We start from the raw sequence: 13,911 nt of genomic DNA, 5'->3' as shown, positions 1-13,911 counted from the left end.
TCTTCGGCCGTTGGGTGGCATCCGTTCCGGAACGGAATCCCCGCCGCAGGGTGCTGACCAGGCCGAATAGTCGCCGAACGCGGACGGTGCCAGACCATGGCGGATTCGGCCTGCAGCATGTCCGGGTATGAATGATCTGGGCAATGGCGAGCCGTTCGAGATGCTCATCCACGCCGGGGAACTGGACAACCTGGCCGGTTGGGCCGTCGAGAACCGCTTCCGCGAAGTGGGCGGAGAACTGTTCGGTATTTGGACGGACAACGGTTCAGCGGCAGTGCAATTGGTGCTCGGCCCCGGCCGAGCGGACCGACGCGAAATCGCGGCGCGATACGGAATGCGATATCTCGGCGTATGGCATTCGCGCGGCGCATGGGGCACAGCCGTACCGGCCGACGACGATATCGACACGACTCGAAGGGTTTTCGAGACAGCGCTGTTCTCCAGATTCATCATCGCCAGAGTCACGCTGGCCACCACCGACAGCGAGGATTTGCCGATATCGCCACTACGCTTCTCCGGCACCAAGTATCGGACGATCGTCGATATCGCAGCCTTTCTCGTCGAACGTGATCACCCGAACTTCCGGGAGAGCCACTGGGTGGTGCTACCCGATATCAGTCCACTGGCCGCCGCCGCCCGCACCGCGGGAATCGCCGATACGCCCACCCGTCCCCTGAAGAACTGGCGCGTAACCGCCGCCGACGGCGTGATCATGCTGCCGCGCAACGGAATCGGATGCCCCGATGGCGAGTGAGGAAGCCTGGAACTAAATCGGCGACTTGCACCTTCCGGTTTGCATTCGGCGGTGGGTCGCTGCCATGCCTGAGCGAACCACTGCTGATCCCGCCCGATGCCGGTGCGCGGATCCGAGCGATGCTGCCGCGGCTGCACACCGTACTGGAGAAGGTCGCGCAGCTGTACCTGGCCGATTCGGCTGTGCGGGGCTGTTTCACCGAGTACGAACCCTTGGCGCGCTGGACCGCGCGGGCCCGTGCCGCTCTCACCCCTCAACCGAATCTGCCGAATCGACGGCATCCTGGATTCGGCCGGGCGGTTTCGGGTGCTGGAGGCGAATGCGGTCTGCCCGGGTGGGATCGCGTTCGCCCCTCGTGCACACGAGATCTGGCGTGCCGTCGTCGGATTGCCCGATGGTGTGTCCGAACGTGCACAACCGCTGCTCACCGATCCACGGTTGTTCGCTCGTTCCCTGGTGGACTGCCACCGTGAGCAGTTCGGCAGGGACCCGACCACGGCCGTGATCGTGACTCTGAGTTCCCGCTACCACCAGGAGGTCTCGGAGATGATCGAGGACCTGCAGGCACTCGGCGTGGACGCGTCCACCGCCGATGCCCGCACGATTCGGCTGCGCGAAGACCGGGTGGTGGACCAGCGCGGCCGGCGAGTGGATCTGGTGTACGCCAACGTGGATCAGCTCGATCTCATCACCGATCCGGACCTCACCAGCTATCTCGACGCCGCCGTGTCGGGTGTGGCATGTTTCGTGAATCCGTTGCTGTCCCAATGCATTATCGGCGACAAGCGAGCGCTCGCGATCATGTGGGACCCAAGATTCGCCGACTATTTCAACGCGGCCGAACGTGCGCTGATCACGGAGTTCATTCCAGCCACGCGCCTGGTACTCCGCGATCGGGACCTGCTCGATCTGCTGGAGCGCGCCCGCGACCGGCTGGTCCTCAAACCGGCGAATCGGCTCTGCGGAGAGGGCGTGGTTATCGGCCCCGGGACCACCCCGGCGGCCTGGCGAACCGCGCTGAGACGCGCCGCGGTCTCCGGTGCGCATGTGGTCCAGGAATACTGCCCGCTACCACAGCTGCCAGGCCACAACGGATTACAGCTCGGCATGGATGGATTCGTTTTCAATGCCCCATCGAAAGTTGGTATGCCCGGGAGGATTTGAACCCCCGACCTCTTCGTTCGAAGCGAAGCGCTCTATCCGTTTGAGCTACGGGCATATGGCCCCGTGCGGATGTCGGCATTGACATCTACTCGACGCTGAGGTGCGCGGGGGATGTAGTGGGTGGACTACAGATATCCGCTGATATCAAGGTGTTTCGGCGCTCGCGTCGGTCTGCGCGGGAGTGACCCGGCGAGATTCCGGGGCCGGCCGAGATCGTTAAAGGATGCTCCATGCGCCGACGCGGCGGGCGTAGCCGAATACGTTCGGACGTTGAATCCGCTCGGTCATGGAGCCGCCTTTCCTGTCGTCGGTCGAGGTGATGGAACAACGTTAGCAGCGGGTTCCGAAGCGGTAAAACGATTTTCGAGCCTGGGAGGAGATGCGGTGACGTCAGCGGTGGCCTGGGGCATCTGCATTTTCAAGATTCGCGGGCCGCGATCGCGGCTTGGATTCTTCGTAGGGTGCGGAGACCCTTCTTCGCGGCGACGCTCACCATGCCGTCGAAGACGGTTGAGCCGCGGTCCTGGGCCATCAGCCGTTCCAGCGTCGGAACGGCACGATTGTCGCCGGTCGAACCGAGCGCGACGGCCGCCCAGTAGCGCTGGTCCGGGTCAGCGCTGTCGGCCGCCTCGCACAGCCTTGGGATGATGTCCGGCGCGAATTTGGCCAGTGCGCTGGCGATGTAGCCGATGCGGTAATACCGGCGGTTCTCGAACTCGTCCCAAAGGGCGGCCAGGGCCGCATTACCGCCGATCATGCCGAGAGCCTCGGCGGCACGTTCACGCATACCCGCGATCGGGTCTCGCAGCACGGGCGTGAGCGCAGGGACGACCGATTCGTCGCCGAGCGTGCCCAGGGCGATGACCGCTTGCTCGCGAGCCATCTCCTGTGGGTGGTCCAGCATCGCGACCAGGCCGGGGACCGCTTCGCGGAATCCGAGTGCGGCGCAGCCCATCGCGGCCCAGGCCTGGCAGTTGTACCGGGTGTCGGCGAGGGAGGCGAGCAGCGGTGCCCTCAGCGTGTCGTCGCCGAAGACCGCCGCCTGGTTCAACGCCAGGCTGTAAATCGACCGGTGGTAGTCGGGATAGTCGCGGACGAGCGCCCGCAGTGCCTCCTTGGCGGATGTGTCGCCGTCGGCGGCCCGCTCGAGCAGGCGCCGCAGGTTTTCCTTGCGGGTCTCGAGATCGGCGTCTTTGAGGCGTCGCACATCAGCTGGGATCACCGCCCAACGGTACCCGGCGATGATCCCGACCTACGCCCATGCCGTCGGGACCTCAGATGGCGCGCAGCAGGCTCTGCAGGGCGTGGTCGAGGTGGAGTTCCACGGCGGCGCGGGCGGCGATCGGATCGCGGTCGACGACGGCCTGTGCGATGACGGCGTGTTCCTCGATGATGTGGGCGGCGCGGTCCGGGTCATTGCCGATATCGCCGTTGCCGACGCGTAGCGGGACATCTCTGGCGAGGCCGTAGGCCTTGGTCAGGAGGGTGTTGCCGGTGGCGGTCACGATGCGGTGGTGGAATTCGCTGTCCGAGTCGGAGAAGACGTCATCCTTTCCGGCGGCGATCAATTCGGCCTGCTTCTCGACCAGGGCCAGTAGTCCGGGTCCCAGAAATCCTGTCTCGCAAGCCTTTTCGATCGCATAGGTTTCGATGAGCCGCCTGGTGACCAGGACGTCCTGGATCTCCTTGGCGCTGACCGGCAGGACGAGCGCGCCCCGCTTGGGGTACATGCGGACGTGGCCCTCGAACTCGCAGCGCAGCAGCGCCTCGTGGACGGGGGTGCGACTGATCTTCAGGGCCGCGGCGATCTCGCCCTCGCTCAGCATCGCGCCGCCCTCGTAGGTGCCGTCGAACAGGCGCTGGCGGATGTACGAGTAGGCCCGTTCGGCGGCGGTGACCGTATCGATGTCGGATCTTGTCGGCGGCATGTATGGAAGATACTCGGATGCTGTCGGGGGATCAACAGCGCTAGCGGTTGCCTTGCTGGCAACTTCCATGCAAGATAAGCCCAACTCGCCGACAAGAGGAGACCGGACGGACCTTCCCAGTCCGTAATTCCATTCAGAAATTCAATTCCGCACTGCCACAGTCGTATCGACTGGGGTTGATCGGCCGTACCTGATTCCACTCGCACCCATCGAATTCAAGAAGCACGAAAGCAGTTGGAGGACAACAATGGTCGGCTATTCAGCCAAGGCCGGTATCAAAGCCCTGAGTTCGGCGAGTTCACTCGCCCTGTGCGGTCTACTCGCGGGCACATTGACGGCCGGATCGGCCGCCGCGGACACCCTGGTGCCGCTGCCCGACGGCCAGCATCAGGGTGCGCACGACGTCACGCTCATTCGCACCGGTGAGCACGCGATGATTTCGCCGTCGCTGGCCGCCAATGGTGCGGGTCGGGTGGTGTGGATGACCGGAACCGTCGTCGCCGAGATCCCGGACACTCCGGAGACCGAACCCGGACCGCACAACTTCCCGACCGACAATCCGGGCACGAATAATTCGTCCACGCACGGATCCTCGCAGCTCAGCACCGGTTACATTGTCGGCTGCCAGGTAGCCCTCGGCGAGGATGCGGTGAGCCTGGGCTTGTCCGGTTCGGTGAACCTGAGCAGTGCGGGTATCGGTGGCGCACTGGGGGTTCAGGTCAGCCCGGGTGAGGTCAAGTTCGTTCAGATCGACTACAAGGACATCACGACCCCCGGCACGTATGCCGTGGAATATCAGGACGCCGAGATCGAAATTCAAGGCTGTGGCGGTTTCGCGCAGGCCCGCGCCTATTCCGTGGTGGAGATCGTCGGCGACCACTATTCGAAGACCACGCTGTACGGCGCGCCTTTCAGCATCGGCTGACCCGCTCACAATATTCATTTCTTGATTCTTAGGACCCCGCAATGAAGATCCTTGCCACTGTCACCCGAATCGGTACTGTCACAGCGATTTCCGCCGCTTCCCTCGCTTTCACCTCGACCGGCGCGCAAGCGGATACCGTCGTCCCGCTGCCCGGCGGCACATTGTCCCGAACCCTCGTCGACGGCACCGTGGTCACGGTCAATCTGGTGGGTGAATCCGCCAATATCAATCCGTCCATGGGCTCGACCCCGCTGCACCGCAATGCCTGGGTCTCCGCCAGCGCGCAGGTCGAGATCTCCGGCACCAACACTGATGTGGGCGGCAGCATCTACCCCGGTTACGTCGTCGGCTGCCAGGTCAGCATTTCCGGTGGCGGGGTCAATGGCGGCGCCAACGGCGGGGCGGACTGGAGCAGCGGCGAGGCATCGCCGACCGGTGGAGTGGACAGTGGCGCGAACCTGACTCTCGGTCCGGGACAGGCGACTTCGTTCTACGTGCTCGACCTGGAAGCCCCCGACATGTACGGGGCCGAGATGCACAATCCCTACAACTGGTTCGCCGGCAGCAATGGTTCGGTCACCTGGACCGATGAGACGATCGGATTGAACGGCTGCGCCGGGTACGCCCAGGCCCGGTCCTTCGTCAGCGTCGAAGTGATCACCCCGACCGTCACCACCTGGGTCACCCTGTGGGGTCAGCCCTTCTCGCTCGGCTGAGTCCGATCCGCGCGGTATCGCGGCGACCGGAGTTCAGCCGAGCGCCGTGATCCGGGTGGCTTCGCGGCGGCCGGAGAGCAGCGCGCCGTGGACGGTGGCGGCGGCGGTGTCATGGGTTGCCTCGCCGGCGAAGAAGATTCGATCGGCGACCGGTGCGGCGAGAGCGTCACGATCGCCGGGGACGGAGTCGATGCCGGGGTAGGAGTAGGAGCCGAGCGCGTAGGGGTCGGTGGACCAGCGGGTCACCTTGTGCGCCAGCGGTTCCGGGACGCGATCGCCCCAGATGGCGCGCAGGGCGGTCATCGCTTCGGTGACCGTGGCTGTGTCGTCGAGGGTTTCGATGCGGCGGGCGACCGAGCCGCCGCGCAGGGCCACGATCATCGGGACGCCGCTCACCCTGTGTAGTGGGAACCACGCGGCGACCGGCTCCTGCGCCAGGCCGTACTCCAGAATCATGTCGGCGTCGTCCCAGAACCGGTGGTCGAAGCGCAGGAACAGCTTGTTGTAGAGACCCATGCCCAGGGTGCGGATGGCCTGCTGCTTGGCTGCGGGAAGCGGCGGGTCGAAGGTGATCGCATCGGTTTTCAACACCCCCAGCGGCACCGTGACCAGCACCCGATCGGCACTGAACGAGCCCTGATCGGTCTCGACACGGACGCTGGACTCGTGAATTGCGATATGGCGGACGACATGTCGCAGGCGCACGTCCAGCTCTGTCGCGAGCCGGGTGGTGAGTTGGTCGTAGCCGCCGGGGAAGACCACTTGGTCGCCCGCCTCGGCATGGTCGGTGCCGAAGATCCACAGCGGGATCTGCTCGGCGTCGGCGCCGAAACCGTCCTGGGTCAAGTGCCGCATGGTGTTTCGCATTCGGTCGGCGGCGTCGGCGGGCAGGTGCGCGCGGTCCAGGGCCAGATCGGTCCCGGCGGCCACCGAGGTGTGCGCGTATTCGGGCCGGGTGGCGAGGTCGGCCGCGGCGGTCATGGTCGCCATGAGGTCGGCCTGCATGGCTTCCGGATCTATCCGCTGTCCACCGCTGTAGGCGGTGACGACGTCCTGATTGAACACCACCGTGGAGACGCCGAACTTGTCGCGCAGCTCGGCGACGGGATTGCCGTCGATGCCGTGGATCCAGGACGCGCCCAGATCGAGCGGGGCATCGGGCCAGCTGCGATCGGTACAGAGCCGTCCACCCGTCCGGTCGCGGGCCTCGAGCACCGTGACCTGATATCCGGCCCGGGCCAAATCGTTCGCCGCGGTGAGGCCGGCCATTCCGGCCCCGATTACCAGCACCGAACCCTTTGTGGTCGAGGTGGATCCGCAGGCGCTCGCGGTGAGCGCGGCCCCTATCAGTACAGACCTGCGGTTCAGATGCGCCACGACCTTGTCCTTCCGTTTCGGGTGGGAAGGCCGCGAATGCACTGCGCGCTTCCAGTATGCATCGACCTCTAATGGTACAGAGATGTATCAAAAGTGACGGATTTGCTTCTCAGATGCCCCGTGCTGGAACCACACTGGCGCAATGAATCCCGGTGCGGTCAGTGCCGCACCCGGCCGACGAGTGCGGAGATCCGCTGCTTCATCGGATGAATGCGGCGCAGAATGCCCGGCGCGACTGTGAGTCCGGCGTAAATCACCATGGGGCGTAGTGCACGGCGTTGCCGCAGGGCGAGTCGGGCATTGTCGCGGGCAGTGGTGGTGTCGGATCGCAGTAGTGATTCCCGGGCGCGGCGCACGGCATGCTCGAATTTGACCTTGCGCAGGGTCCGGTCCACCGCCGCTTGTACATTCGCGGCATCGGAGAGCGTTCCCGCCAGCTCGTATACCCGCTCGACGCTGTCCTCGTAGACCTCTCGATCGGCCGGGGCCGGGCCTTGGTCGTGGAGTCGATATCCCGCGAGATGCTCCGGCAGCACGCGAATATCGCACCCAGCGGCCAGCATTCGGATGAACATGGCCAGGTCCTCGACCTGCGGTGTATCGCAGGTGTAGCCGACGCCGATCTTCCACGCCTGTGCGCGAATCGCCGCCGTGTAATACAGCACTTGGCCGTCGGCGACCTCTTCCAGGGTCACCCGGTGATCGAATCCGCGCTCCACCGTGACCCCGGCGAGCGCGCGATACCCGATCGGCGCGGTCACATGATCGTCGGTGAATCCGAAGGCTTCCACGCCGACGACATCGACGCCGGGGTTGGCATCGAGCAGCTCGGCCGTGCGTGCACAGAAGTCCGGTAGCAATACGTCGTCGCCGTGCACCACGGCGAAGTACCTGCCCCGCGCCAGCCCCGCGGCCGCATCGACCCCGCCCCCGAGCCCGTCGAACTCCCTGCGCGACAACCGAATCCGCGGATCGTCGGCATACCGCCCGACAATCCGCACCACCTCCTCGGACATCCCGTTGTCGACGACAATCAACTCCCACTCCGTCATCGTCTGTGCGACGACCGAATCGATCATCTCCGCCAGATACGGTTCGGCCAGATGCGCCGCGGAGAGAATGCTGAAGACAGGCTGTGACATGACGCCGCCCCGAATCGGTTGGGCGACTTCATGATCGCCCGGAACCAGTGGTCTCAGCCCACCATACCCACCTTCGGCGGTCAAGCGAAAGGCTGCAAGCGATCTGCGGTGTTTGTCCGAAAGACCTTGTGCCGAAACATGATCCGTCAGGACCGATCGACGGTGAGGTGATGATAGGCGGTGTCGAGGGGGATATCCACGGCGAACCAGGCGGCGGGGCGGTCGTCATCGCGGGGGCACCAGGCGGTGGCGATACACAGGCGGGCCACTTCGGTGGTGGCCAGGCCGGGCAGGTGCCAGGCGATTCGAGCCGGATCCGTATAGCGCACACCGTATTCGGAGGTTTCGTGCTCGTCGGCGGGCAGCAGATGCGCCCAGCTGTACGGCATCAGCCGGGCGTCCGCGGCCTGCATGGCGAGCAGTTCGGCGTCCGGGCCGCCGATCGATACCGTGAAGTGATCGTTCTGGACGCTCACGGCCGCGAGGCATTCGCCGGAATCCTCCCCGCCGTAGGCATCGGCGGGCAGATCGGTCAGCTCGGCGGAGACGACCAGCCCAGATACCCCGCTCTTCGCCTGCACCTGCCAGATCGCCGCCCACATCGGCACCGGCGCGCCACCATCCCACGCGGGCACCTCGATGCTCCCGATCAGCAGATCGACCGTCGCACCACGATGCCGCCACCGATGCAGATGCGACCCATTCGGCAAGCGCCACACGGTATCGGGACCGGCCGGGAGAACGTCCGAGCCGAGCGTGACGGAGAATGCGACGGTGCCCAGGGGCGTATCGATCACGGCTGGGCGACGGTCCGCCTGGGCGAGCTGGTCGGTGGGAAGCATGAGCCCATCATGCCGGGGGGCTGAATTGTCGGGCAGAGCGGAGGCAACCGGACGCCGGTTCGCCGGCACAATGAGTGAATGGCCGGAGACAGCGTCCTCGTCATCGGTGCCGGTGTCATCGGGCGGATCTATGTGGGCGGGCTGATCCGCTCCGGACACGATGTGACCGTGCTGGCGCGCGGGCAGACGGCGGTTTGCCTTGCCGCTGAAGGCATTACCCTGTGTGATGGCGCGGTCGTCGAAACCGTGCGACCCCGCGTGGTCGATACGGCGGCGGGCGAGCGCTATGACCTCATTGTCATCGCTGTACGCCGGGATCAGAGTCCGGGCGCGATCGATGTGGCCGCCACGGCGACCGGCGGTCTCATCGTCCCCATGTTCAACAACCCGCTGGGTCTGGGTGGCCTGCGGGAACGGTTCGGCGCGGATCGGGTGGTCGGAGCCTTCCCTGGGGTGGGTGGATATCGTGCAGCCGACGGCACGGTGCGCTATCTGCGGATCCGGCGTCAGCCGACCACGGTCGGCCGCAACGAGGGGCGCGAGCAAAGGTTGGTCCGCGCATTTCGCGCTGCCGGTTTCCCGGTCGCGCTCACCTCCGATATGGATGCCTGGCTCGCCACCCATGCGGTCTTCGTGGTGGCGCTGTCCGCCGCGCTCGAACACGCCGATTACTCCCTCTCGCGCCTCACCGGAGACAAGGCTGCCGTGCGCGCGATGGTGCATACGGTTCGCGACGGATTCACCGCCTTGGAGCGCCGCGGTATCACCATCCAACCGCCCGCGCTGCGCACCATATTCACCAGGGTTCCGCTGCCGGCGGCAACCTGATACTGGAGCCGGACCCTGCGCGGCCCGCTCGGACAGGTGGCGATCCTGCCGCACGCCCGAGCCACTCGCGATACCGAAATGGCGGCTCTGCGATCCGATCTCGCGCATCTGCTGGACTGAGGAATTGAACGCCACCGGGCGGAGCGGTGACCTCGGATCGGTGATCGAGGTCGTTCGTCCCCGCCGCAGCGGGTGCCTGCCGCGTGATGGTTGACGTAGGTACAGCGCAAGGCCGCTGGATCGGAAGCCCCGGCGTGCTCAGCCCGCGGCCTTCTTCACGAGCGCGCCGATCCGCGCCTCGTCGTCGGCGGTGAGAGTGGTCAATGCGAACGCCACGGGCCATACGGTGCCGTCGTCCAGCTGCGCGGGATCGCTGAAACCGAGTGTGGCGTAACGGGATTTGAACTTGGCGGCGCACTGGAAGTGGACGACGATCTTGCCGTCGCGGGCATAGGCGGGCATGCCGTACCAGAGCTTGGCGGTCAGATGCGGGGCGTTGGCCCGCACGATGGCGTGGATGCGCTCGCCGAGTATGCGATCGGACTCGTCCATTTCCGCGATCTTGGCGAGGACGTCCTGCTCGCCGTCCGCCTTGGCATTGCGCGGGCTGCGGCGGGCAGTCGTCTTCAGCTCCCGGGCATGCTCTTTCATCGCGGCGCGCTCTTCGGCGGAGAAGGCGACGGTGGACTTGGTGGTGGCCATGAGAGTTTCCTTACGTGAGAGTTGGTGGGGGACGGGCGGGTTCAGCGGTCCTGGATCAGGCCCAGGAGATTGCCGTCGGTATCGGTGAGGGTGGCGACCAACCGGCCCCCGCCCACGTTGTTCGCGGCCTCCCGGATGGTGGCTCCGGCGGCGGTCAGCTCGGCCACCTTGGCCGCGATATCCGGGACGTGCCAGTAGGCGACCGGGGCGGTCATCTGCTGCCTGCCGCCGTTAGGCACCAGGCCGATGTGCTGGCCCTCGGCTTCGAAGCCGACGTAGTAGGGCGAGTCGGTCTGCGGTTCGATACCGAGCAGGGCGGTGTAGACGGCCTTCGCGGTGGCCAGGTCGGAGACCGGGTGCAGTACCGTCCTGATGCCCTGTGTGGTGCTCATTTTCGCTCCTGACGTGGTGTTTCTCGGCTGTTCCGGTTGTGTCTAGAGCTTCGCCTCCGAGGGGGGTCGGCCACATCCGTGCTCACCACGGGATCCACCACTGAGTGCTGTCCGTGCCTTCGCTGGGTGGAAACGACCGAACAGTTTGATCACGTATCGGATGCGGCAGAATGACCCATATGGTGGCGACAGCGGAGATCTCGGCGCGCGAAACCGAAGTGCTGACGCTGGTGGGGGAGCACCTCAGCAATGCCGAAATCGGTGCGCGGCTGTTCATCTCGGTGCGCACCGTCGAGAGTCACGTCTCCTCGCTACTGCGCAAATTGGAGGTCGCCGATCGGCGCGCGCTGGCCCAGCACGCCGCCCGGTCGGTGCGCGCGGACCGGCCGCAGTCCGCGCCGATCCTGCCCACGCCCCTGACCTCGTTCATCGGCCGGAGCCGGGAGCGCGCCGAGCTCACCGACCTGATGAAGAGACAACGCCAGGTGACCGCCGTCGGCCCCGGCGGTGTCGGTAAAACCCGCCTCGCGCTGACCGTCGCCGCCGAGCTGGCGGGGGAATTCCCGGACGGCGTCTGGTTCGTCGACCTGGTGCCCATCACCAGCCCCGATATCTGCGTGGTCGCCGGAACCGCCGCTCTGGCACTGGGACTCGGCGAACAGCCCGGCCGCGGTATGGACGAATCGGTACTCGCCGCACTCGCCGACCGGCGGGCCCTGCTGGTGCTCGACAATTGCGAACACGTGCGAGATGGCGTGGCGCCCTTCATCGAACGACTGCTGGCCGGTTGTCCCGGAGTCTCGGTGCTGGCCACCAGCCGCGCCCGGCTCATGGTGCCGTTCGAGCACGTTTATCCGGTGCCGCCGATGTCGCTGGCGGGCGATGGCGAATCCGATGCGGTGGAACTGTTCATGGATCGCGCGGCGGCGGGCGGCTGGCCGCCGAATCACGCACTGCGCGACCAGGTTTCCGCGTTCGTGCAGCGCCTGGACGGCGTGGCGCTGGCCATCGAGCTGGCCGCCGCGCGCTGGACCACCCTCGGTCTCGACGGTCTCACCGAGGGCCTGTCCGATCAACTCCGCATGCTCGCCGGTGGCGCCCGCGCCGACGACCGGCACCGCTCGGTCCGCGCCGCCCTGGACTGGAGTCACGCCCTCCTCGGACCGGAGGACCGGGCCCTGCTCCGCCGGATCTCGGTCTTCATGAAATCCTTCACCGTCGCGGCGGCGGCGCAGGTCACCGACTACGAAAAAGGCTTTGTCGCAACCGGATTGGCGCGCCTGGTCGAACAAAGCCTGCTCGTGGTGACCGCCACCCCCACCGGTACCGAATATCGTGCCCTGGAAACCATCCGCCAATACGGCCTCGAACAACTCACCGAGGCAGGCGAACTCGACGATACCCGATCCCGGCATCTGGCCTGGTGCGTGGCCGAAGCCGCCGCCCTGGCGCGCCCCGACAATCGATCCCGGCCCGCTGGTGCCGAATTGGCATCGTTCGGTTCGTATCGTCCAGTGGCCGTTGCGGATTGGCGACCCCAATTCGATGCGGTCGCCGACGACCTCCGCGTAGCCCTGGCCTGGGTGTGCGACCAACCAGGCCGTCGCGCCGACGCCTACCACCTCGCCCGCCACTTCGCGGATCTCACCTTCACCCGCCACCTCACCGGCGAATCCCAATGGCGCTACGAACAAGCCGCCGCCCTCGCCGAGGATCCCGCCGAATCTGCGGCCCTGCTCCGCCAAGCCGCGGCCGCCGCCGGATGCCAACTCAGCGGCGACAACATGTACCGCCTGCACCGCGCGGCAGCCGACGCCGCCCAGCGCGCCGGAGACCCCGCCGCAGCAGCCGCGGACCTGGCCACCGCCGCCACGAGCGCCTACCGCTTCTGGAGCACCTTCGAGCGAATCCCCGTGCGGGAGGAGCTATTCGGCCTGATCGCCGAGGCGCGAGCCCTGGCCGGGGACAACGCGACCGCACGGGCCGCGATCGCCCTAGCCGAGGCCGGCGTACTCGCCAACGCCTTCGGTGCATCGGATGCCTCGTCCGGCCCGTCCGAGGGTAGCTATGGCACGTTGAATCGCATGTCCAGCAATGAGTTCGGGGTAGCGGGCAGCGCCGTCGGCCCGGATGTTGCGGACGTTGTCGTGCGCGCCGAACGGGCGGTCGAGCTGGCGCACCACACCGGTGACCGGCTCGCCGAGTCCGCCGCCCTCGACGCGCTCAGCGGGGCGCAGGGCCGGACCGGCGCCGCTTTCGCGGCAGCGGCCACGGCTCGACGTCGAATCACGCTGCTCGCCTCCGCGCCGACCACTCCGGACGGCACCCATGAGTTGATCGAGGCACTCGGCCAGGTCACCGAGGCCGGTCTGGGCGCTGGCGACCTGCGAGGCGCACGCCGCTGGGCTCGCCAACTCGCCGATCACCCCATGCTGGCCGAAGTAGGACACCGCGCCACCAGCCGCCTACTGATCGCGGATGCCTTGGCGGGCAACGTCACCGACGTCCTCACCCGCAGCGTCCGCTTCCTGGAGGCATGGCAGCGAGACGGCACCCCGACCGGACCCGATCTGGCAGCGGCAGCGGCCGGCGTGCAAATGATCCACGGCCTCCGCGCCGACCACACCGCCCGCGATGAATGGCACGAAGTCCTGGACCGGCTCGGCACCCCACCGGGCCACTGCAACGGCTACCGCGTCATCTTCGAAACACTGCACCTACTCCACCACGGCCGCACCGACGAGGCATACGACCAGCTACTACCCGACCCCGCCGACCTATGGCAGGGAGCCGCGTCGATCTGGCTGCACTGGTACGTCGCCCTGCGAGCCGAAACCTTTGCACTGGAACGTGTTCCGGACGCCGCAGACCGCGTGTCCGAAGCTAAGGCCGTCGTAAACGGCAATCCCTACGCCGTCGCCATGGTCAACCGCGCCGAAGCCCTTCTAGCCCACGATCCGAACCGAATTCTTGCCACAGCCGCCGCCTTCGACGCCGCCGGTTCCCGCTACCAGTCGGCCCGCAGCCGAATCCTGGCCGGCGGCGACCACGCCACCCACGCCACATCCGACCTAGCCGAACTCGGCCTGTCCCCAATGCTTTCGCGCCGCTGACTCGGACCCCAACCCGGGTCAGCGGCCG

General features: G+C 66.6%; 13 protein-coding genes and 1 tRNA gene. 6 read left to right on the top strand and 8 right to left on the bottom strand.

Going from position 1 to position 13,911, the window contains the following annotated elements; translation table 11 throughout:
- Window positions 1-127: 127 nt before the first annotated feature.
- Both GFY24_RS20590 and GFY24_RS20585 read left to right on the top strand, forming a co-directional pair.
- The gene (locus tag GFY24_RS20590; protein ID WP_153806678.1) at window positions 128-754 is read left to right on the top strand and encodes a hypothetical protein; all 627 of its coding nucleotides are present in this window, start codon (window positions 128-130) and stop codon (window positions 752-754) included.
- A gap of 237 nt (window positions 755-991) precedes the next feature.
- Window positions 992-1,918 carry a circularly permuted type 2 ATP-grasp protein gene (locus GFY24_RS20585; RefSeq protein WP_194852948.1) on the top strand — a complete coding sequence of 309 codons (927 nt, stop codon included), beginning with the start codon at window positions 992-994 and terminating at the stop codon, window positions 1,916-1,918.
- Here GFY24_RS20585 and GFY24_RS20580 read toward each other — a convergent pair.
- The 3 genes from GFY24_RS20580 to GFY24_RS20570 all read right to left on the bottom strand — a co-directional run bounded on the left by GFY24_RS20580 (window position 1,897) and on the right by GFY24_RS20570 (window position 3,846).
- Window positions 1,897-1,973, bottom strand: a tRNA-Arg gene (locus GFY24_RS20580). The genes GFY24_RS20585 and GFY24_RS20580 overlap by 22 nt on opposite strands.
- 363 nt (window positions 1,974-2,336) lie before the next feature.
- Complete coding sequence (locus GFY24_RS42135) at window positions 2,337-3,140, bottom strand: HEAT repeat domain-containing protein (RefSeq protein ID WP_153806676.1); 804 nt, start codon at window positions 3,138-3,140, stop codon at window positions 2,337-2,339.
- A 52-nt stretch (window positions 3,141-3,192) separates the two neighbouring features.
- Window positions 3,193-3,846 (bottom strand): GntR family transcriptional regulator, encoded by a 654-nt coding sequence (locus tag GFY24_RS20570; RefSeq protein ID WP_194852947.1) that lies wholly within the window; start codon window positions 3,844-3,846, stop codon window positions 3,193-3,195.
- Between the two features lie 247 nt (window positions 3,847-4,093).
- Here GFY24_RS20570 and GFY24_RS20565 point away from each other — a divergent pair, with 247 nt between their 5' ends.
- A complete protein-coding gene (locus tag GFY24_RS20565; protein WP_153806674.1) occupies window positions 4,094-4,771 on the top strand; it encodes an MspA family porin in 678 nt (225 codons plus the stop codon).
- A 41-nt stretch (window positions 4,772-4,812) separates the two neighbouring features.
- Complete coding sequence (locus GFY24_RS20560) at window positions 4,813-5,487, top strand: MspA family porin (RefSeq protein WP_153806673.1); 675 nt, start codon at window positions 4,813-4,815, stop codon at window positions 5,485-5,487.
- Between the two features lie 33 nt (window positions 5,488-5,520).
- Here GFY24_RS20560 and GFY24_RS20555 read toward each other — a convergent pair whose 3' ends face one another.
- From GFY24_RS20555 to GFY24_RS20545, 3 genes are all read right to left on the bottom strand, one after another.
- Window positions 5,521-6,864 carry an FAD-dependent oxidoreductase gene (locus tag GFY24_RS20555; protein ID WP_153806672.1) on the bottom strand — a complete coding sequence of 448 codons (1,344 nt, stop codon included), beginning with the start codon at window positions 6,862-6,864 and terminating at the stop codon, window positions 5,521-5,523.
- A gap of 158 nt (window positions 6,865-7,022) precedes the next feature.
- Window positions 7,023-8,006: a glycosyltransferase family 2 protein gene (locus tag GFY24_RS20550; protein WP_153806671.1), complete on the bottom strand. Its 984-nt coding sequence runs from the start codon at window positions 8,004-8,006 to the stop codon at window positions 7,023-7,025.
- 146 nt (window positions 8,007-8,152) lie between these two features.
- Window positions 8,153-8,848 (bottom strand): hypothetical protein, encoded by a 696-nt coding sequence (locus GFY24_RS20545; RefSeq protein WP_153806670.1) that lies wholly within the window; start codon window positions 8,846-8,848, stop codon window positions 8,153-8,155.
- A gap of 78 nt (window positions 8,849-8,926) precedes the next feature.
- Between GFY24_RS20545 and GFY24_RS20540 the strand changes: the two genes are divergently transcribed.
- Complete coding sequence (locus GFY24_RS20540) at window positions 8,927-9,676, top strand: ketopantoate reductase family protein (protein ID WP_153806669.1); 750 nt, start codon at window positions 8,927-8,929, stop codon at window positions 9,674-9,676.
- A 258-nt stretch (window positions 9,677-9,934) separates the two neighbouring features.
- Here the strand turns inward: GFY24_RS20540 and GFY24_RS20535 are convergent, their stop codons facing one another.
- Both GFY24_RS20535 and GFY24_RS20530 read right to left on the bottom strand, forming a co-directional pair.
- Window positions 9,935-10,378, bottom strand: a complete 444-nt coding sequence (locus GFY24_RS20535; RefSeq protein WP_153806668.1) for an iron chaperone — start codon at window positions 10,376-10,378, stop codon at window positions 9,935-9,937.
- A gap of 41 nt (window positions 10,379-10,419) precedes the next feature.
- On the bottom strand, window positions 10,420-10,770 hold the full coding sequence (locus GFY24_RS20530; RefSeq protein ID WP_153806667.1) for a VOC family protein: 351 nt from the start codon (window positions 10,768-10,770) through the stop codon (window positions 10,420-10,422).
- A gap of 179 nt (window positions 10,771-10,949) precedes the next feature.
- Here GFY24_RS20530 and GFY24_RS20525 point away from each other — a divergent pair, with 179 nt between their 5' ends.
- On the top strand, window positions 10,950-13,883 hold the full coding sequence (locus GFY24_RS20525) for a LuxR C-terminal-related transcriptional regulator (protein ID WP_153806666.1): 2,934 nt from the start codon (window positions 10,950-10,952) through the stop codon (window positions 13,881-13,883).
- Window positions 13,884-13,911: the final 28 nt, after the last annotated feature.

Origin of the sequence: Nocardia sp. SYP-A9097 (genome assembly GCF_009649815.1) — a bacterium.
Taxonomy (GTDB): Bacteria; Actinomycetota; Actinomycetes; order Mycobacteriales; family Mycobacteriaceae; genus Nocardia.
This window is presented reverse-complemented; position numbering and strand designations above follow the sequence as displayed.